Origin of the sequence: Streptomyces sp. NPDC051315, assembly GCF_044455165.1 — a bacterium.
GTDB lineage: Bacteria > Actinomycetota > Actinomycetes > Streptomycetales > Streptomycetaceae > Streptomyces.
In genome coordinates this window covers 1-18,095 of the sequence record NZ_JBITEN010000023.1, presented here as the reverse complement: position 1 = coordinate 18,095, position 18,095 = coordinate 1, and the positions used below count along the sequence as shown (strand labels likewise).

Genomic DNA, 18,095 nt, shown 5'->3' with positions numbered 1-18,095 from the left:
TCGGTCTCCGTCCGCCGGCCTATCCGAAGAGCTTCTTGAGCTCGGCGTTGACCGCGGTGTCGCACTTGTCGAGCGCGGCCTCCGGGTCACCGTCCTTGCGGACGGAGTCGGCGAAGACGTCCTCGGTGGCCTTGATCATGGCCTGGGTCCAGCCAATGTTGTCGAAGTGCCCGTGGTCGGTGAAGAGCTTGACGCCCTCGGCCGGCAGGCCCGACTTGAGCTTCTCGGCGGACCGGGCGATCGAGGTGCGCGGCGGGATGTGGAAGCCGTAGGAGAGCGCCCAGTCCTCCTGGTACTCCTTCTGGTCGATCCACAGCCACTTCACGTACTGCTTGGCCTCCTCGACCCGGTCGCCCTTGGCGTTGACGAACATCGACCAACCGCCGTTGTAGACCGCGGGCTTGCCGGCGGCGCCGACCTTCGGGAACGGGAAGACGCCGAGGTCGTCGCCGAGTGCCTTCTGCATCGCCGGCATGGCCCACATGCCGCAGAACTGGATGGCGGCGAGGCCCTGGACGAGCGCGGACGGGTCCCAGTAATCGGCGGGGGCGTCCAGGAGCAGGTCGCCGCTGGTGAACAGCTTGCGCATCTGCTTGAGGCCCTCGACGACGCCGTCCGTGTGGTAGGCGGGCTTGTTGTTCTGGTCGAGGGTGTCGGCGCCCGCCGCCCAGATCATCGGCCGGATGACCGCGTGCAGCGTGTTGCCGAGGTACACGCCCTTGACCTTGTCCGTGGTGAGCTTGGCGGCGGCCTCCAGCAGCTCCTCCAGCGTCTGCGGCACCTCGACGCCGGCCTTCTCCAGGAGGGAGGGGCGGTAGAAGAAGAACTGCGGGTCGTCGATCATCCGGACGCCGTATGTCTTCCCGTCGACCGTGTGCGACTGGATGTCCGCCTGGTTGAAGTCGTTTTTGACCGGCTCGATGATGTCGGTGAGGTCGGCCACCTGGCCGCTCCTGATGAGCTGGATCTGCGGGTGGAACTCGAAGAGGTCCGGAGCGTTGTCGGTGAGCAGGCTCGCGAACAGCTTGCTCTCGAAGTTGGACCCGGTGATCCACTGCGTCGTCACCCTGGCCTCGTCGTACGCGGCCGCGTACTTCTTGATGGCCTGCTCGGTGCCCGCCTCGCCGTAGGCGTGGAAGTACTGCACCAGACCGGCACCCGAACCCCCGCCGCCCCGCCCGTTGTTGCTGCCGCACGCGGCCAGCGTTCCGGCCGCCGCCATGCCCGCGGCGGCCCGGAAGAGTGAACGGCGGGACCAGTTGCTGTTGCTCATTGCCGACATGCTGACGTCCTTGTCTCGAGTGCGGCTGCGGCTCAACACGGCTTCAGCGCCAGGTGGCTCGAATGGCGTTGCGGTGCGGGACGTTAACCTTCGGCTAAGGCTTCGGCAAGGGGTTGGACGAAGTCTGTTCGAAGCGTTGCGTAGCGTTCGGGATACCGGACGTGAGGGAGGGGGAGGAGGGAGACGCAGCAGCCCGGGGAGGGATCCGGGGTCAACTCGCGGCGGGGTGCGACCTGCTGGGGACGCGCTTGCGCTGTCCCGCCGACTGCAGCGCCCCTTCGAGGGCGAACGTCGCCGCACCCAGGCAGACCGGGTCGGTGGGGATCGGGGACAGCACGATCCCGGTCGAGGCCAGCGGCCGGCGCAGGGCGTGCCGGCCGACGGCCTCACGGACCTCGTTCAGCAGCGGCTCGCCGAGCCGGGCGGCGACCCAGCTGCTCAGCACGACGACCTCGGGGTTGAGGAGGTTCACCAGGTCGGCGATGCCCGCCGCCAGATAGCGGGCGGTGTCGCGGACCACCTTCACCGCCACCGGATCCTTCGCGGCGACCGCGCGGGCCAGCGCGTCCACCGTGGCGGTCTGGTCGTCGGGGTGCAACAGCGGGCTGTCCGGGCTGAGCTCACGCAGGTTCTGCATGATGCCGGGCGCGCCGACGTACGTCTCCACACAGCCGTGGTTGCCGCAGTGGCACAGCCGGCCGTCCAGCACGAGGGTGGTGTGCCCCCACTCGCCGGCGCTGTTGCTGACCCCGCGGTGCAGCCCGCCGCCCAGGACGAGACCGGCGCCGACCCCGGTGCCGAGGTTGACGACCACGGCGTCCCCGTGGCCGCGCGCCGCCCCGAACCACAGCTCGGCCACCGCGCAGGCGCGCAGCGGATTGTCCAGGTACAGCGGATACGCGATGTGCTCGGAGAGCAGGTCGAGCAAGGGCACGTCGTGCCAGTCCCAGTTGGGCGCGTACTCGCAGACGCCGGTGCGCCGGTCCACCTGGCCCGGCACGCTCACGCCCACGCCCAGCACCCGGGCCGCCTCCACGCCGGCCTGCGCGACCACCGAGCCGGCGGCCGCGGCGACATGGCCGACCACCTGCTCCGGGCGGCTCTCCCCGGGGCGCATGTCCTCCTCGGCGCGCGCCAGCACGTTCAGTCCGAGGTCGAACAGCTCGACATGGACGTACGTCTCCGCGATGTCCACGCCGATCAGAGCGCCCCCCGACGTGTTGACGGCGACCAGGCCCCGGGGGCGGCCGCCCGCCGAGTCCTCGAACCCGACCTCGGTGATCATGCGGAGGTCGAGCAGCTCGCCGACGAGGGTGGCGACGGTGGCGAGGCTGAGGCCGGTGGCGGCGGCCAGCTCCTGCCGGGAGGTGGGGGAGCGGGCGATGATCTGCCGCAGCACCTCGTAGCGGTTCGCGGTGCGGATGTCGCGTGATGTGCGCTTCACCGGAGAACCCCCCTCCCTTTCGTGCCCGGGCCGGGGCGGGGTCGGCACCGGCGCGGCGTCAGGCTATGGCGTACGGAGAGGTTCGACAAGGGGTTAGGAAAGGGGGTTTACGAAGTGCGGAGGTGCCTCACCGGGTGAGGCCGAGGACGTCCGTCAGGAACGCGTTGGTGAACGTCCCCGAGGGATCCACCTGCCGCACCAGCGCCCGGAAGTCGTCGATCCGCGGATACCGCCCGCGCACCACCTCGGCCGGCATGGCGAAGACCTTGCCCCAGTGCGGCCGCGGCGCGAACGGTTCCAGCACGCTCTCCAGCTCCCGGACGACGGGCAGCACGGCCTCCGTGTCCGCCACCCACGTGAAGTGCAGGGCGACCGAGTCGCGCCCGTACGCGGGGCTGAGCCACTGTTCGTCGGCGGCGACGGTCCGCACCTCGCAGGTCTGCAGGACACCGGCGACCGTCTCCCGGATCCCGTCGATCGCGTGCAGCGCGTCGACGGCATGCCCGCGCGGCAGCAGATACTCGCTCTGCAGCTCGTTTCCGCTGCTCGGCGTGAACTCCGCCCGGAAGTGCGGCAGCCGCTCGTGCCACGGCCCCGGCACCCCGAACTGCTCGGTGCAGTTGACCGCGGGCATCCCCGGCACCGGGTGCAGCGCCTCCGTGGCCGGCTCGGCCCACGGGAAGTCGGCCAGGGGCTGGTCGGTGCGCCGCTTCAGCCACACCTGCCGGAATCCTGGCGCCCGCCAGTCGGTGAACAGGCTGACGCTGTACGCGGCACCCGCCACCGTCTCGAAGTCCAACCCGTCCAGGGGGAGTTCGGTGAACACGTGCTGCTCGACCTCGAACGCGGGCTCCAGGTCGAGGGTGAGCGCGGTGACGACACCGAGGGCGCCCAGCGAGGTCACGACGCCGCCGAACCGCTTGTCGTCCCGCCCCATGACGCCGGGCGTCCCCGGCGCGGTGACGATCTCCACCTCGCGCACGGCGGCGGCGAGGGAGCCGTTGCGCACCCCCGACCCGTGCGTGCCGGTCGCCACCGACCCGGCCACCGAGATGTGCGGCAGCGAGGCCATGTTCGGCAGCGCGAGCCCGTGCGCGTGCACCCGCCGGGCCAGCTCGGCGTACCGCACGCCGCCTCCGACCCGCACGGTCCGGGCCGTCGTGTCGACGTCGATGTCGACGGGCAGGGCGTCCAGCGACAGCAGTACCCCGTCGGCATCCGGCGCGGCGATCTCGTTGAAGGAGTGCCCGCTGCCCAGGACCCGCACCCGGGTACTGCCGGCGACGAGCGAGCACAGCGCGTCGAGCGTGGGCGGGCGGTGCAGCTCCGTGGCCGCGAAAGTGATGTTGCCCGCCCAGTTGGTCACGGTCTCGGCCATGCGGTCGCCCCTCCCGAGGAGAACGAGAACTCACAGATCCCCAGGTGAAACCTACCGTGCCGACAACACGAGGCCCCCCGCCCCCACCCCCGCCCGGGCAGGGGCATACCGTGAGGAGTCGTACGCCTGAGCCGGGAGGAGAGACGGATGGACAGCCGTACCGCGCTGGTCGAGGACTTGATGGAGCGGTTTCCGCATGTGCCGCGGGAGGCCGTCTTCAAGGAGGACCTGCTGCGCGGAGGCGTGGCCTTCGACCCGTCCGCCCTCAGCGACAACGAGACGGGCGAGGTCAAGCCGAAGTCGTACTTCATCTTCTCCTTCGACCACGGAACCCTCCCCGAGCTGGGCGAGGCCGCGCTGAGGCGTCCGCCGGAGGAGATCATCCTCACCGGCGGCCCGTACGACCTGCGGCGGACGGTCGTGTCGGTCCGGGTGAACCCCTCCTCGCCGTACCGCGTCGCGGCGGACGACGCGGGGCTGCTCGGGCTCTACCTGGACGGGAAGCGCATCGCCGACGTCGGCGTGCCGCCCATGCCCGAGTACTACCGGCACACCCTCTCCAACGGGAAGTCCGTGATGGAGGTCGCCCCGACCATCCAGTGGGGCTACCTGATCTACCTCACCGTCTTCCGGGTCTGCCAGTATTTCGGCGCCAAGGAGGAGTGCCAGTACTGCGACATCAACCACAACTGGCGCCAGCACAAGGCCGCCGGCCGGCCGTACACGGGGGTCAAGGACGTCGAGGAGGTCCTCGAGGCGCTGGAGATCATCGACCGGTACGACACCGCCAGGGCGTCCACCGCCTACACCCTCACCGGCGGCGCCATCACCAAGACGGTCGCCGGCCGCGACGAGGCCGACTTCTACGGCCACTACGCCAAGGCCATCGAGGAACGCTTCCCGGGCCGCTGGATCGGCAAGGTCGTCGCCCAGGCCCTCCCGCGCGACGACGTGCAGCGGTTCAAGGACTACGGGGTGCAGATCTACCACCCCAACTACGAGGTGTGGGACCGCCGCCTGTTCGAGCTGTACTGCCCGGGCAAGGAGCGCTACGTCGGCCGCGACGAGTGGCACCGGCGGATCCTCGACTCGGCCGAGGTCTTCGGCGCGCGCAACGTCATCCCGAACTTCGTCGCGGGCGTCGAGATGGCCGAGCCGTTCGGCTTCACGACGGTCGACGAGGCGATCGCCTCGACCACGGAGGGCCTGCGGTTCTTCATGTCGCACGGCATCACCCCGCGCTTCACCACCTGGTGCCCGGAGCCGACGACCCCCCTCGGCAAGGCCAACCCGCAGGGCGCGCCGCTGGAGTACCACATCCGCCTGCTGGAGGCCTACCGCGCCACGATGGACGACTTCGGCCTGTCCTCGCCCCCCGGCTACGGCCCGCCCGGCCCCGGCCGCGCCGTCTTCTCCGTCAGCTCCTTCATGGACAGCCTTCCGGCGCAGGAGCCGGAAACCGCCACCGTTCGATAACGTTCTGGTGACGACGTTCAAACGAACGGCACGGCATTGAGTCACAGGGCGGTCCGCGCCCGTACGACAGCCACGAAAGGCCGAAGTCGTGGGGCGCGTCCGTCCTGTCCGGACATCCGAACAGGGCGCTTGTCAGTTGTGCGGAAGTCGTGAAAAGCTCTGCCCCTGCCGCGAGGTTCCCCCCAACTCCATTGCCGTCATGGTGAGTTGACCTCGCTTGTGGATGCAGGAGACCCATGCCCGACCTGCCGACCCCGAAGGACGCCGCCGAGGCCGCGCTGTTCTCGGAGTGCTGGGACGCCGTTCTGTCGTACGCCGACCTGTGCACGTCCGGCTCGACCGCGGCCAACCAACTGGCCCGCGAGGCGTTCGCGCTCGGCATACGCGAGGCCCGTGCCGCCGAGGACGGTTCCCGGCACAGCGCCGGCCGCCGCTCGTCCCGGCTGCCCCGGATCCCCCTGCTGCTGACCGCCGTACGCACCACGGCGGCCGCCTGGGAGGCGCAGGGGCAGGGCCACAAACTCGACCCCGACCTGCGCCTGTGGCTGAACTCGGACAAGGCCGCCCGCTACACCGGCCCGCCGCTGAGCCGCCCCATCGCCCTGCGCGGCCTGCGCGACATGCAGGAACCGGACGCCGCGCTGCTGTGGCTGGCGGAGGTGGAGGCGCTGCCGCTGCGCGCCGTCGCCCGCCGGCAGGGGCTGGACCCGGCCGCCGCGATGGAGGAGCTGAACCAGGTCCGCGGCCTGTTCCGGGACCGCTGCCACCGCAACCACCTCGACACGCCGATGGACGCCGAGTGCCGCAGCTACGTCCGGCTCCTCGACGCCGTCACCCGCTCACCCGTCGCCGACACCCCCGAGGACCTCTCCCGGCACCTCGCCACCTGCGTGGACTGCGCGGAGGCCGCCGCCTGTCTGCGCCTGCACGGCGGCGGGCTGCCCGCCGCCCTGGCCGGCGGGGTGATCGGCTGGGGCGGCCTCGCCTACCTGGAGCGCCGCCGCCGCGCCGCCGAGGTCCGGATGGGCGCCGGACGTCCCGACACACCGGACCCGGACGGCGAACCGGTGGACCCCGCCGCGAGCCGGGCGCGCGCCCTGCGGGGCGGGCTCCTCGTCGCCGCCGGCCTCGTCTCCGTGCTGGCCCTAGCCGTGTCGCTGATGCCGTTCGGCGGCAGCGGCGACACCGCCGCGCAGGGCGGTTCGCCCACCGACAGCACCCCGGTGGCGGGCCCCGGCAGCCCGTCCCTGCCGTCCGCCGTCCCCGACCCCTCCGACCCGTCGGGCCCGTCGAACCCGTCGGAATCGTCGACCGGCTCCGGCGCGCCCGAGCCCTCCGACAGCGGCCCGACCCCGACGACGGACAAACCCGATCCCGAACCCCAGGGCACCACCTCGTCCACCGCCGGCACCGGCGCGTCCGGGCGGGCGGCGGCCTGCGCGGTCGACTACGACCTGGTCAACCAGTGGCCCGACGGCTTCCAGGCCACGGTCACCGTCACCACCGAGGAGGCCCTCGCCTCCTGGAGCGTCTCCTGGTCCTTCCGCGACGGCCAGCAGGTCGACCAGATGTGGGACGCCAGGTTCTCCCAGCACGGCTCCCGCGTCACCGCCACCGCCGCCGACTACAACAAGAACGTCCCCGCCGACGGCTCCCTCACCTTCGGCTTCCTCGCCTCCTGGCAGGACCGGAACAGCGCGCCGTACGGCTTCAGCCTCAACGGCAGGGCCTGCACCGGCCGATCCGGCGCCTGAGCGGTTGCCTGAGCGGGCACCTGATCCAGTGCGCCGACCGCCCGGTGGCGCACCGACTGCTCTTGGGGACGCCGAGCACCGGGCGGGGTGCGGCGAGTGCCGGGCGGGGGCCGAGCACCGGGTGGGGGCGCGCCGGGATGCCAAGCAGACGACGTGCGCGAACCCGGCAGGCGCGGCCCGCCCGCGTCGTCGCCCGGGGTGCGACCCGGTGACCGCCGCCTGTTCCGGCGGTCACCAGGAGCGGGTTCAGCGCCGGCACAAGCCGTCCGAGAGTGAACGGGTGCTGCCCAGGACCCTGGGACCGGTGACCGGAGGGCCGGGGACGGCCGTCCCGGTGCTGGGGATCGCCGTCTCGGCCGGTGCGCCGTCTCAGCGGTCGCGCCGTCTCAGTGGCTGAGGTAGAAGCGGACGGCGGTGCCCTCGTCCGAGGTGTGCACGCGCACCAGATCCGCCACGTAGTGGACGAGCATCAGGCCCCGGCCGCCGATCTGACCCCGCGTCGGCGGCCTGCGCCCGGCGAGCGGATCGATCAGCCGCCCCCGGTCACGGACCTCACACACCACCTGTCCCGCCTCGGCCCAGATGTGCACGGTGCCCCGGCCGCCGCCGTGGACGACACTGTTGGTGGTCAGCTCCGCGACCGCCAGCTCGACGTCCTGCAGCCGCTGTCCGGTCAGGCCCAGCAGGCCGGCCCGGCCCACGGCGAAGTGGCGGGCCTCGGGAAGCTCCTCGGCGCCGAAGGGGAAGACGGCGGCGTCCGCGGCGGGCACCAGCGCCTCGTTGTACCGGGCGACGACGGCCTGCCAGTCGTAGACCCCGCTGACCTGCTCACGACCGCCGGTGATGACGGTGGGATGCGTGACCCGGGCGTCGGCCAGGACCTCCGCGTCCAGCCGGGACTCGTCGTACGGACACAGGATCGTCGCCGCACGGCCCTCGAAGGCGGCGTTGATCAACGCCTCGTGCTGCGCGCACGCCGGGTACTCCACCGGGCTGCGTCCGGCCCAGATCGGCTCGCCGATGATCCGCACCCGCTTCTCGGGGTGGGAGTCGGCGAAGGCCCTGAGGACTCCGGGGATGATGCGCCCCGGGTTGCGGCCCGCTTCTGTCATGTCCAGGAGGAGGACGTCCTGGGCGTCCGCTCCCAGCCCGGACCTGATCAGTTCCAGGTTGGGGCCGGGTACGGCCACCGCCACGGGCTCACCCGCGGCCAGGCCGTCCCGTACGAAGGAGACCGTCTGCTCGGCGTACTCCTGTCCGGTGCGGTAGAACAACGCCGGGTGCGCGAACATCTCGTTGAGGGCCACGGAGCTCATCGGGGTGCCACCTCGATCCCACGCAGAGTCGGCCAGAACAGTGCCAGCACCCGTGGCACCTGGGGCGGCGGGTGTTCCACCACGACCCGTCCGGCCGGCAGGTTCATGGCCGTGACCGCGAGCGCCGACACCCCGGCCACGTCGACGAACCCGACCCGCGACAGCTCCACGTACGACACCTCCGTGTGCCGCCGGGCCAGGTCGGCCAGAGCCGCCTCCCAGGAGGGGCGGGTGAGGACACCGATGTCCCCGCTGACGCGTATTCCGGGACGGCCGGACAACGGGCTCACCTCCAGCACGGCAGCGCCGTGCGCCGGAGCGGGTGCTCCCCTGCCCTTTGTGTGCTCCACACCCGGTCTCCTCAGCAATCCGCCGACCCGCCCGTTCGTCCCCGGCGCGGCACGACGGAAGACGACCCGTTCCGGTCAGGCAGCCTACCGCGCACCGGGGCGCCGTCGGGGTCGGCCATCGCCCGGGCGCCGTGCTGCTTCCTCTGTGCGGCTTCCCGCCGACGGCGCGGTCATGTGTGTCGTCGATCACTACGGAGGAGAACAGGGGGCGGGAGTAACGGGAGAGGGGGACGGCGGAGGGGCGTGCGGCCGGGTGGCGGAGGGGCGTGCGGCCGGGTGACGGGAGGCAGGGGGTTCGGCGGGCGGGGCGGGAACACGGGGGCGCGGCGTACGCCCACCGGGCGCGGTCGGCGTACGCCCACCGGGTGCGGGCCGAGGGCCGCTCGGTCCGCACCCGGCGCGTCGAGGACGGTCCGGCGGTCAGCCCGCCGGGTGGGACGGGGTGACGACGCACTCGAAGGCGAGGGCGTCGTCCTGCTCGACGACGACGCGGACCCGGCCGTCGGCGAGGGAGGTGGCGGCCACCCAGGCCGGCGCGTCGAGCTCCACGTAGCGGTGGAAGGCCGCCTCCATGCCGGTGGCGAGGACCGGCACCGGACCCACGTGGTGCTGGACCGCCTGCCGGGCCGCCTCCAGGAGCAGCATGCCGGGCGCGTGGTCGTTGGGGTGGTCGAAGATCACCGGGTGCAGGGTGTGCACGCGCAGCTGCCAGCGGCCGTCGCGGTCCCGGTTGGCGAGGACCACGTCGTCCCGGCGGTCCCGGCCGACGAGCTCGGGACGGATCGGTGCCGGCATGGCGACGGCGTTCGCCATCGCCGCGTCGGCGTCCCCGTACTCCCCCCTCAGCCGCCGGTAGAGCGCCCTGCTGTGGGAGGTGAAGGACGTCGACGCGGTGCCGAGGCGGTGCCCGTCGCGCGTCGCGGTGACGTCGATCCGCATCCCGCGCAGGACACCGGCCCGCCGCTCGACCTCCGTGCAGCGCACGTGCAGTTCGAGCGCCGCGGGGGTCGGGCCCGCGTACAGCGCCGTCGGGTCGAGCGCGACCTGCAGCCGCTGCCATATCTGCTTGTGGTCCATGGGCGCGCCGTAGACGGCGTGGGACAGCAGCGGCACGGTCTGGCGGAGCGTCTCGACGAAGAGCAGCGGGTCGTGCAGACCGTACGAGGGGCCGTAGAACACGTGGGCCCGCGGCCACTGGGCCGTGACCGTGCAGGCGTCGGTGTCGGTCTGCCGCCAGCCGGTGAGGAACACCTCGGTGACCGCCGCGCGGTGGACGTACTCCTTCGGGACGGTCGTGGTGAGCGGGCCCAGGTCCTCTCGCGGAGGCCGGTGGGGTGATGCCTGTGGTGCCTGGTATTCCGTGACGCTGCTACCGATGCGGGCAAAGGTAGTCATATGTGCCTCTCCCCCAGGGGCGTTGTGTGAAGTGGGTGCTGCCGGAACACAGGTGCGGCTCGGACGGGCCGAACCGAGCAAGAGAACGAGTGCTCGGGGCGCGACGGCCGTTACAGTACAGACTGATCGGTTTTTTTTCCAGGTTTTCGAGGGAGGCCGATCCGGGGGCGGAGCGGGAGTCGACGGAGAGGATGGACGGCCGCTGTGCCGCCGGGGGCTGTCCCCGGAGCGCCTCCACAGCACGTCAACGCACCCATGTGCGCCCGCAATCGGAGTGCATATGCGGTCGGCAGGGCGTCGGCGTGCGGGGCGGGCGGGTGGGCCGGTCGTGTCGCGGGGGCGGGCCGGGGTGAGCCGCGGCTATCTGGGATCCGAGACGAAGAGTCCGAATCCGTGGACGTTTCGTGGACGACCGTGTGAGTATCTGGACCGGTCATCTGGTTTGTAAGTCCGTCGCGTTGTCGTGGCGGGCGGTCCGCGCCTGTCCGCAGAGAGGGGAGTTCCCTTGTCCGAGCATCTCGGTACGCTCCGTCTGGCCGCACTCAACATCGACGGCGTGCTGCTCAACGACACGTTCAGTCCGGTCATCCACCACTTCGTGACCAGCAGGGGCGGCACCTACTCCGCCGAACTGGAACGCCGGATCTTCTCCCAGCCGCAGCTGGTCGCGGGCCGGGTGCTCGCCGAGGCCGGCGGGCTGCCGACCTCCCCGGCGGAGACGATCGGGATCTACCTGCGCGAGCGGGAGCGGTACCTCCGCGACCACCCCGTCCGCATCCTGGACGGCGCCGTGGAACTGCTGCGCAGGCTGCGCCGGCTCGGCCTGCGGACGATCTGCTACGGCGGGCTCGACGCCTCCCACTTCGAGCGGTACCTCGGCGACGTCGCCGACCTGTTCGACGCGCCCGGTTACGTGTGCACCAACGACTTCCGGCCCGGCATCCACGAGATCACCGTCGAGCTGGCCGGACTCGACCACCACGAGGTCCTGTTCGTGGACGACGTCGCCCGGGTCGCCGAGACGGCCAGGGAGCTCGGGGTCCCGTTCATCGGCCACCCCAGTGACTTCCCGCACGGCCACCAGCGCCGGCTCATGCGGGAGGCCGGAGTGCGGCACCTGGTCGGCGCGCTCGACGAGATCGACGAGCCGCTGCTGCGCCGGATCGACGCCGAGGCGGCGGCCGGCACCGTGTGGGACGGCATACGGGAGCGGGCCGCCATATGAGAGAGCAGGGGGGCATGCTGGCCGGCAAGGTCATGATGATCACCGGGGCCAGCAGCGGGATCGGAGCCGCCGCCGCCCGGGTGGGGGCCCAACAGGGGGCCGCGCTCGTGCTCATGGCGCGTCGCACGCAGCGACTCGGGCTGCTGGCCGACGAACTGAGGGACAAGGGAGCCGAAGTCTCCTGCGTCCAGGGGGACGTCACGGACGCCGACGACGTGGTCCGCGCGGTCGACGCCGCGGTACGGCGGTACGGCGCACTCCACGCCGCCTTCAACAACGCGGGCGTGGTGACCGAGCCGGCGCTGCTGCACGAGACCGACGAGGCGCAGTTCGACACAGTGCTCGACGTGAACTTCCGTGGCGTCTGGCTGTGCATGAAGCACCAGATCAGGGCCATGATCGCGAGCGGCGTGGGCGGCGCGATCGTCAACAACAGCAGTGTGGCCGGACTGCGCGCCACCTCCGCCGGGCCCTCCTACGTCGCCGCCAAGCACGCCGTCCTCGGGCTGACCAAGTCGGCGGCGGCGCAGTACGCCGGGCACGGGATCCGGGTGAACGCCCTCGCCACCGGTCTCACCCGGTCGGAGATGTCCGAAGGGGTCTTCGCCCGTGATCCCGGGGCGGAGGAACGGATGCGGCGCCGCAATCCTCAGGCCAGGGTGGCCGAGCCGGAAGAGGTGGCGCAGGCCGCGGCCTGGCTCTGCAGCGACCTCGCCAGTTTCGTCACCGGCGCCACGCTGTCCGTCGACGGCGGGGCGGGTGCCTGGTGAAGGAGAGGTGAGGGATCGACGGCCGGGCGCGACCCGGTGTCCGAAGTTGATAAAGTACTAGTCATCTGGTTTCTTTTCTCCGGCGTGCTCTGTACGACCGGACTCGGGGATCCGTGTCAGCCGAAGGGGGCGGCATGGCGCGGACGGGAGGTCACGGCATGGCCCAGCAAGTGCGCGGAATCCGAACCCGCGGAGCAATTCTGGAAGCGGCGGCAGAGGTCTTCGCGCAGCATGGTTACCACGGTGCCAGCATCGCCCAGATCCTCGAGAAGGCCCACGTCACCAGGGGAGCCCTGTACTTCCACTTCTCCTCCAAGGAGGAACTGGTCCAGGGGATCTTCGCCCAGCAGGTGACCGAACAGGGCTATCCGCCGCGCACCTACAAGCTGCAGGAACTGGTGGACGAGGCGATGGCGCTGGCGTGCCGGCTGCCCCAGGAGATGATGCTGCGCGCCGGCGCCAAGCTGGCCATGGAGCCCCAGTTGCAGGAACTGATGGACGACGGGCCGTGGGAGGCGTGGGCGCAGCGGTTCGCCGGTGTCGTCGCCGCGGCGAAGGAACACGGCGAGGTGTATCCGCACGTCGTCCCCGCCGACCTGGGTCGTTTCCTGGTCAGCTCCTGGATCGGGGCGCAGGTCGTCTCCGAGATGACGTCCGGGTGGAAGGACCTGGAGGAGCGCATCTCGATGATCTTCGGGTACACGCTGCCGAGCGTGGCGCTGCCGGCGATCTTCGCCCAGCTGGACTTCGGGCCGGATCGGGGGACGAGGGTGCTGGAGGAGGTTCGGGGGGTGTAGGAGGCGGTCCGCGTGTACGCGGGTCCTGCCCACCCGCCCGCCCGTCCGGCTCGGCGGGGTGAGGGGTCACGCCGCGGGGCTCCGCCCCGGACCCGTGCGGGGATCTCGGTCCCTGCGGCCCGGGGGCTCTGCACCCCGCGCCCGGGGGCTCTTCGCCCTGCCGGACCCGGGGGTGTCAGCCCGTCGCCGGCCTTGTTCACCTGCACCTGGGCGACCTTGATCGCCCGCCCGCCCGTCGGCCGCCCGTCCGGCTCGGCGGGGTGAGGGGTCAAGCCCCGGGGCTCCGCCCCGGACCCCGCGCGGGAGCTCCGCCCCGGACCCCCCGGGGCGTCGGGTCGGCCCCGCACCCCGTCCGGTCCGGACCGTCGGCCGCCCCTCACCCCGGTCGGTTGCCGCGGCACCTCTCCCGCTCAGTCGCCGTGCCGGTCCCTCCCGCTCACCTGCCGCTGGGTTCTCCGCCGGTGGTGAGGGCCGGGGTGGTTCGGGTGGGGGCTGTGGGGTGGGTCAGTGCGGGGAGGACCAGGTTCCAGACGTCCGTCAGCCAGGAGTCCCGGTCGCGGTCGGGGAGTACCGCCTCCTGGTGGAGGACCAGGGCCAGGGCCAGGTCGACGACGGTGGTGGGGTTGACGCCGGGGCGCAGGCTTCTCTCCTCGTAGGCGCGCAGTACCACGCGTTCCAGCGCGGTGCGCCAGGCCTGCCGGCAGTCCAGGGCGGAGGTGGGGGACGTGCCGCGCTCGCGGACCAGGCGGAGGCCGGCCCGGGCCAGGGGGTCCGTCGCCAGTCCGTGCGCCGCCGCCCGCACCACGGCCGCCAGAGCCTCGATCGCGGGGACGGTCGGATCGTCCAGTGCGCCGAGTTCGGCTCGGGCGCGCTCGCAGGACAGGTACTGGACGGCGTCGGCGAGTTCGGCCTTGCTGCTGAAGTGGAACGAGAGTGCGCCCTTGCTCACCGCGGCGAGGTCGCTGATCGCGGCGAGCGTGGTCCTGTCGTAGCCCTCGCGGTCGAACATCCGGGCCGCGGCCAGGAGCAGCGCGTTGCGTGTCTCCTCTGCTCGCACTTGTCTCATGAGGCGGCTCATCTCGCAGTTCTCTCGGGTCGTGGAAGCCGAGCCCCATGGAAGCAGAACCCCGGGAACGCGTCGTTCTCGGATCCGTCACTCGTCGGTAACCCCGGCGGCGGTCATCGCCCGGTAATCGGCCCACCGCATCGCCGAAAACAGGATGAGTATCTAGTTTTTCGAGGTCGGGAGGGGTGTCGTGGGGGTGAGTGCGGGTGTCTCTTCCGGGAGCGAGGGTGGGGGACGGTGGCCTTCATGTGGCCGTAAGAGCTGGGCAAATAGCCATAAAGTCGGGCCAATTGCTGGCCTGTTGTTGCCTGTGTGGCTTTCGTGAAGAGCTGGAACCCTGACCCGGTTGTAAACCGGACCATCGGTTTGTATTGTGCCGGTGGAAGCGTCCGGGCGTGCGCCCGTTGGCGAACCTCACCTGTTACGGGGGTAGTGATGTGGTTTCGGATGCTCGGACCCTTGGAGGTCGTGGCCGACGGCCAGGTGATCGATCTGGGGGGCAGTAAGCAGCGGGCGACGCTCGGCTTCCTCCTGCTGCAGCCCAACCAAGTGGTCCCCACCTCCAGGCTGTTGAACGCGCTGTGGAGCGTGGGGGAGGCCCCCGTCACGGCGCGCAAGATCCTGCAGAACGCCGTCTGGGGGCTGCGCAGGAAGCTTTCCCCCGAAGAGGCGGGGAGCGGTGCCGTCCTGCGCACCCAGTCCCCTGGGTACACGCTGGAGACGGATCCCGCGCGGATCGATCTGCACTGCTTCCGGCGGATGGTGGAGGAGGGCCGCGCCGAGCTCGCGGCGGGGCGGCCCGACGACGCGGCCCTGCGACTGCGTCAGGCCCTCGGACTGTGGCGCGGCGCCGTCCTCTCCGACCTCGTCGAAGTGGGGGTCGTGTGGCCGGAGCTGACGGCCGTGCAGAACAGCCGGCTGGATGTCCTCGAGGACTACTTCGAGGCCGAGCTGGACTGCGGGCGGCACTACACGGTGCTCTCCGAGATCGAGGCGGCCGTCGACAGCGAACCGCTGCGTGAGCGCTCCTGCGGCCAGCTCATGCGCGCCCTGTACCGCTGCGGCCGCCAGGCCGACGCCCTCGGCGTGTACAGCCGGCTGCGCTCCTCACTGGTGGAGGACCTCGGGCTCGAACCCGGACGTGAGCTGCAGATGCTGCAGCAGGCGATCCTGGTGCACGATCCCGCCCTGCAGTACGTGCCGCCGCCGGCCTCGCCGGTCACCCTGTCCGCCCCCGCCCTGTCCGCCCCCGCCGTGTCGGCCGGCGCCCTCCCGGCCGGCGCCCTCCCTGCCACGGGTGTCTCTCCCACCGCCACTCCCACTGCCGTGGTCACCGCTACTGCTCCTCCCTCTGCCTCTGCCGTCCCGTCCGCCGGGTTCCCGAACGGCGCCGCGCCCAACGGTCCCGCGCCGGTCATCGCCGTGCCGGCTGCCGCCGCGGCCGGTACCACCACGCCCGCGGCCGCCACCGTGCCCCGCGTCACCGTGCCCGCACCCCGCACCCCCGGCACCCTGGCCACCGCCGACGCCGGCGACGCCCCCCGGGCCGCGGCCCCGCCCCTCGCCGACACCCCGGTGCGGCAGGAGGTCAGCGTGCTGATGCTGCGCACCGGCCTCACCGGCGAGGCCGGGCAGGGCGATGACACGGACGCCGTGCTCGACCGTGTCGACACGCGGATCCGGCAGGAGATCGAGAGCCGGGGCGGCACCGTCGTCGCCGCGATGGGCACCGACACCCTCGGTGTGTTCCCCGCGCTGCCGCCCGCCGACGGTCACGCCGAGCGCGCGGTGCGCGCCGCGCTCGCCCTGCGTGACGCCCACGGCCCGGGGGACGTCGTCATCAAGGCCGCCGTCGTGACGGGCGAGGCGTTCATGCGGCACCGCACCGACGAGGAGGGCGCCGTACTGCCCCCGTCGGTCAGCGGGGCGCTGCTGCACGAGTGCCAGGCGATGCTCGCCCTCGTACCGGACGGGGAGGTCCAGGTCTGCCCCGTCACCCACGGGGCCGTCGCGCACGACTGCTCCTGCACCCGGCCGTCCGGCGGCGCCGCCGGACGCCTGCAGTGGGGTCACGCCCTCGGCGACACGGGCCTGCCGGGCCCCGCGGACCTCGGCGAGGACACCGAGTACGAGGGCGAACTCGACCTGCTGCTCAGCCTGATGGGGCACAGCGCCCGCTGGCGGCGACAGCACCAGGTGTATGTGCTGGACAGTTCCGACACGGCGCGGGCCCGGTTCCTGGCCGACTTCCGCCGGATCGTGGCCGAGGATCCGCACGGCGCCCAGGTCGTCGTCCGGCGCCGGCCGTCCGCGGCGACGGAGGGTCGGTTCGGCCCGCACCGGGCGATCCTCTCCGCCTACTGCGGCATCCTGACGGAGGACGACCCGCGTACGGCCCGCGGCCGGCTGGACGCGACGCTGCGCGCTCTGTGCGCCGACCCGGGCCGGGCACTGCGGCTGGCGTCCCGGCTCGAACCGCTGCTCGATCCGGCCGCCGGCCGGGCCGGGCGCGGGTTCACCACCGCGGAGCGACTGGACGGCTGGTACCAGTTCCTCGAGATGGCGACCGGACAGCGGCCCCTCGTGCTGATCCTCGACGGTCTGCACGGGGCCGACGACGCGCTGCTCGACTTCGTGGAGACCCTGTCGGACCGGGCGCGGCGCCTGCCCGTCCTGGTCGTCGGGGGCGCCGCACCGGCCTCCCTGAACCGTCGGGCGAGTCTGGCGATCAGCCACCACTGCACCACCGTGATCGGCATGGACGCCCGCGCCGGCCGGGTCGCCGACCGTCTCCTCGGTCCCGTCGGACGGTCCCTGCTTCCGGCGCGGGCCCGGGTCACCGCACCGGCGCTGAGCACGGGCACCGGCAACGGGACCGGCGCCGCCACGGTGAACGGCACCGGCACGGACGGGGGCCGCCCTGTGGCCCGTCGGCTCAGCGTTGCCTGACATGGCCCTTCACCCAGTCGACGATGCGCCGGGTCGGCGTACCGGGGGTGAAGAGCTCGGCGACGCCCAGTTCCTTGAGGGCCGGTATGTCGGCGTCGGGGATGATGCCGCCGCCGAACAGGGTGATGTCGGTGGCGTCGTGCTCGCGCAGGAGTTCGGCGACCCTGCCGAACAGGGGGACGTGGGCCCCGGAGAGGACGGACAGTCCGATGGCGTCCACGTCCTCCTGGAGCGCGGTCGCCACGATCTGCGGGGGCGTCTGGTGCAGTCCCGTGTAGACGACCTCGACGCCCGCGTCACGCAGCGCGCGGGCGACGACCTTGGCGCCGCGGTCGTGGCCGTCGAGGCCCGGCTTGGCCACGAGCACGCGCAGCGGCCCACCGGCCGGTGAGGGGAACTTGGTCATGGTCGTGTTCCGTTCGTGGTCGGAGGCTGTCGGGTCGAGGCCCGTCGGATCGGAGGTCGTCGGGCCGAGGCCTATCGGGTCAAGGCCCGTCGGGTCACAGGCTGTCGGTGGGGCAGTAGGTGCCCCAGACGTCGCGGAGGGCGTTGCAGACCTCGCCGATGGTGGCGCGGGCCTTGAGGGCGTCCTTCATCGGGTAGAGGACGTTGTCGTCGCCCTCGGCGGCCTTCTTCAACGCGGTCAGGGCGGTGTCGACGGCCTGCTGGTCGCGTTCGGCGCGGAGGGCGGCGAGGCGTCGGGCCTGCTGGGCCTCGATGGCGGGGTCGACGCGCAGCGGCTCGTAGGGTTCCTCCTCGTCGAGCTGGAAGCGGTTGACGCCGACGACGACGCGTTTGCCCGAGTCGGTCTCCTGGGCGATGCGGTAGGCGGAGCGTTCGATCTCCTGCTTCTGGAAGCCGTGCTCGATCGCGGCGACCGCGCCGCCGAGGTC

General features: G+C 72.1%; 15 protein-coding genes. 6 read left to right on the top strand and 9 right to left on the bottom strand.

Annotation, left to right across the window (positions count from 1 at the left end; all coding sequences use genetic code 11):
* Positions 1 to 19 precede the first annotated feature (19 nt).
* The 3 genes from ACIBBD_RS33200 to ACIBBD_RS33190 all read right to left on the bottom strand — a co-directional run bounded on the left by ACIBBD_RS33200 (position 20) and on the right by ACIBBD_RS33190 (position 4,104).
* Complete coding sequence (locus ACIBBD_RS33200; protein ID WP_399423281.1) at positions 20 to 1,282, bottom strand: ABC transporter substrate-binding protein; 1,263 nt, start codon at positions 1,280 to 1,282, stop codon at positions 20 to 22.
* 211 nt (positions 1,283 to 1,493) lie between these two features.
* Complete coding sequence (locus tag ACIBBD_RS33195) at positions 1,494 to 2,726, bottom strand: ROK family transcriptional regulator (RefSeq protein ID WP_399423280.1); 1,233 nt, start codon at positions 2,724 to 2,726, stop codon at positions 1,494 to 1,496.
* Between the two features lie 127 nt (positions 2,727 to 2,853).
* Complete coding sequence (locus tag ACIBBD_RS33190; protein WP_399423279.1) at positions 2,854 to 4,104, bottom strand: D-arabinono-1,4-lactone oxidase; 1,251 nt, start codon at positions 4,102 to 4,104, stop codon at positions 2,854 to 2,856.
* Between the two features lie 147 nt (positions 4,105 to 4,251).
* On the opposite strand from ACIBBD_RS33190, the gene ACIBBD_RS33185 reads away from it, so the two are divergent.
* Positions 4,252 to 5,580, top strand: coding sequence for a radical SAM protein (locus ACIBBD_RS33185; RefSeq protein WP_399423278.1), 1,329 nt, complete (start codon positions 4,252 to 4,254; stop codon positions 5,578 to 5,580).
* 236 nt (positions 5,581 to 5,816) lie between these two features.
* On the top strand, positions 5,817 to 7,334 hold the full coding sequence (locus tag ACIBBD_RS33180) for a cellulose binding domain-containing protein (RefSeq protein ID WP_399423277.1): 1,518 nt from the start codon (positions 5,817 to 5,819) through the stop codon (positions 7,332 to 7,334).
* 386 nt (positions 7,335 to 7,720) lie between these two features.
* Here ACIBBD_RS33180 and ACIBBD_RS33175 read toward each other — a convergent pair whose 3' ends face one another.
* From ACIBBD_RS33175 to ACIBBD_RS33165, 3 genes are all read right to left on the bottom strand, one after another.
* On the bottom strand, positions 7,721 to 8,650 hold the full coding sequence (locus ACIBBD_RS33175) for an anti-sigma factor RsbA family regulatory protein (protein ID WP_399423276.1): 930 nt from the start codon (positions 8,648 to 8,650) through the stop codon (positions 7,721 to 7,723).
* Positions 8,647 to 9,000 carry an STAS domain-containing protein gene (locus tag ACIBBD_RS33170; protein ID WP_399423275.1) on the bottom strand — a complete coding sequence of 118 codons (354 nt, stop codon included), beginning with the start codon at positions 8,998 to 9,000 and terminating at the stop codon, positions 8,647 to 8,649. The genes ACIBBD_RS33175 and ACIBBD_RS33170 overlap by 4 nt, the downstream gene beginning before the upstream one ends.
* A gap of 420 nt (positions 9,001 to 9,420) precedes the next feature.
* On the bottom strand, positions 9,421 to 10,395 hold the full coding sequence (locus ACIBBD_RS33165) for a ScbA/BarX family gamma-butyrolactone biosynthesis protein (protein ID WP_399423274.1): 975 nt from the start codon (positions 10,393 to 10,395) through the stop codon (positions 9,421 to 9,423).
* A 505-nt stretch (positions 10,396 to 10,900) separates the two neighbouring features.
* On the opposite strand from ACIBBD_RS33165, the gene ACIBBD_RS33160 reads away from it, so the two are divergent.
* The 3 genes from ACIBBD_RS33160 (at position 10,901) to ACIBBD_RS33150 (ending at position 13,187) form a co-directional block, all read left to right on the top strand.
* Entirely contained in the window at positions 10,901 to 11,620 is a 720-nt protein-coding gene (locus ACIBBD_RS33160) for an HAD family phosphatase (RefSeq protein WP_399423273.1), read from the top strand.
* Complete coding sequence (locus ACIBBD_RS33155; RefSeq protein WP_399423272.1) at positions 11,617 to 12,390, top strand: SDR family NAD(P)-dependent oxidoreductase; 774 nt, start codon at positions 11,617 to 11,619, stop codon at positions 12,388 to 12,390. Before ACIBBD_RS33160 ends, ACIBBD_RS33155 begins: the two co-directional genes overlap by 4 nt.
* Positions 12,391 to 12,548: 158 nt before the next feature.
* The gene (locus ACIBBD_RS33150; protein WP_399423271.1) at positions 12,549 to 13,187 is read left to right on the top strand and encodes a ScbR family autoregulator-binding transcription factor; all 639 of its coding nucleotides are present in this window, start codon (positions 12,549 to 12,551) and stop codon (positions 13,185 to 13,187) included.
* 436 nt (positions 13,188 to 13,623) lie between these two features.
* Here ACIBBD_RS33150 and ACIBBD_RS33145 read toward each other — a convergent pair whose 3' ends face one another.
* Positions 13,624 to 14,253 carry a TetR family transcriptional regulator gene (locus ACIBBD_RS33145; RefSeq protein WP_399423270.1) on the bottom strand — a complete coding sequence of 210 codons (630 nt, stop codon included), beginning with the start codon at positions 14,251 to 14,253 and terminating at the stop codon, positions 13,624 to 13,626.
* 447 nt (positions 14,254 to 14,700) lie between these two features.
* Here ACIBBD_RS33145 and ACIBBD_RS33140 point away from each other — a divergent pair, with 447 nt between their 5' ends.
* Positions 14,701 to 17,202, top strand: a complete 2,502-nt coding sequence (locus ACIBBD_RS33140; RefSeq protein ID WP_399423269.1) for a BTAD domain-containing putative transcriptional regulator — start codon at positions 14,701 to 14,703, stop codon at positions 17,200 to 17,202.
* On the opposite strand, the gene ACIBBD_RS33135 is transcribed toward ACIBBD_RS33140, so the two are convergent.
* Positions 17,189 to 17,608 carry a cobalamin B12-binding domain-containing protein gene (locus ACIBBD_RS33135; RefSeq protein WP_399423268.1) on the bottom strand — a complete coding sequence of 140 codons (420 nt, stop codon included), beginning with the start codon at positions 17,606 to 17,608 and terminating at the stop codon, positions 17,189 to 17,191. The genes ACIBBD_RS33140 and ACIBBD_RS33135 overlap by 14 nt on opposite strands.
* Positions 17,609 to 17,702: 94 nt before the next feature.
* On the bottom strand, positions 17,703 to 18,095 hold a 393-nt coding region (locus ACIBBD_RS33130), incomplete at its 5' end, for a methylmalonyl-CoA mutase family protein (RefSeq protein WP_399423267.1).

Coding starts and splice junctions, on each gene's coding strand:
- ACIBBD_RS33200 (WP_399423281.1), bottom strand. CDS start 1,282: ATGTCGGCAATGAGCAACAGCAACTGGTCCCGCCGTTCACTCTTCCGG.
- ACIBBD_RS33190 (WP_399423279.1), bottom strand. CDS start 4,104: ATGGCCGAGACCGTGACCAACTGGGCGGGCAACATCACTTTCGCGGCC.
- ACIBBD_RS33185 (WP_399423278.1), top strand. CDS start 4,252: ATGGACAGCCGTACCGCGCTGGTCGAGGACTTGATGGAGCGGTTTCCG.
- ACIBBD_RS33180 (WP_399423277.1), top strand. CDS start 5,817: ATGCCCGACCTGCCGACCCCGAAGGACGCCGCCGAGGCCGCGCTGTTC.
- ACIBBD_RS33175 (WP_399423276.1), bottom strand. CDS start 8,650: ATGAGCTCCGTGGCCCTCAACGAGATGTTCGCGCACCCGGCGTTGTTC.
- ACIBBD_RS33165 (WP_399423274.1), bottom strand. CDS start 10,395: ATGACTACCTTTGCCCGCATCGGTAGCAGCGTCACGGAATACCAGGCA.
- ACIBBD_RS33155 (WP_399423272.1), top strand. CDS start 11,617: ATGAGAGAGCAGGGGGGCATGCTGGCCGGCAAGGTCATGATGATCACC.
- ACIBBD_RS33150 (WP_399423271.1), top strand. CDS start 12,549: ATGGCCCAGCAAGTGCGCGGAATCCGAACCCGCGGAGCAATTCTGGAA.
- ACIBBD_RS33145 (WP_399423270.1), bottom strand. CDS start 14,253: ATGAGACAAGTGCGAGCAGAGGAGACACGCAACGCGCTGCTCCTGGCC.
- ACIBBD_RS33140 (WP_399423269.1), top strand. CDS start 14,701: ATGCTCGGACCCTTGGAGGTCGTGGCCGACGGCCAGGTGATCGATCTG.
- ACIBBD_RS33135 (WP_399423268.1), bottom strand. CDS start 17,608: ATGACCAAGTTCCCCTCACCGGCCGGTGGGCCGCTGCGCGTGCTCGTG.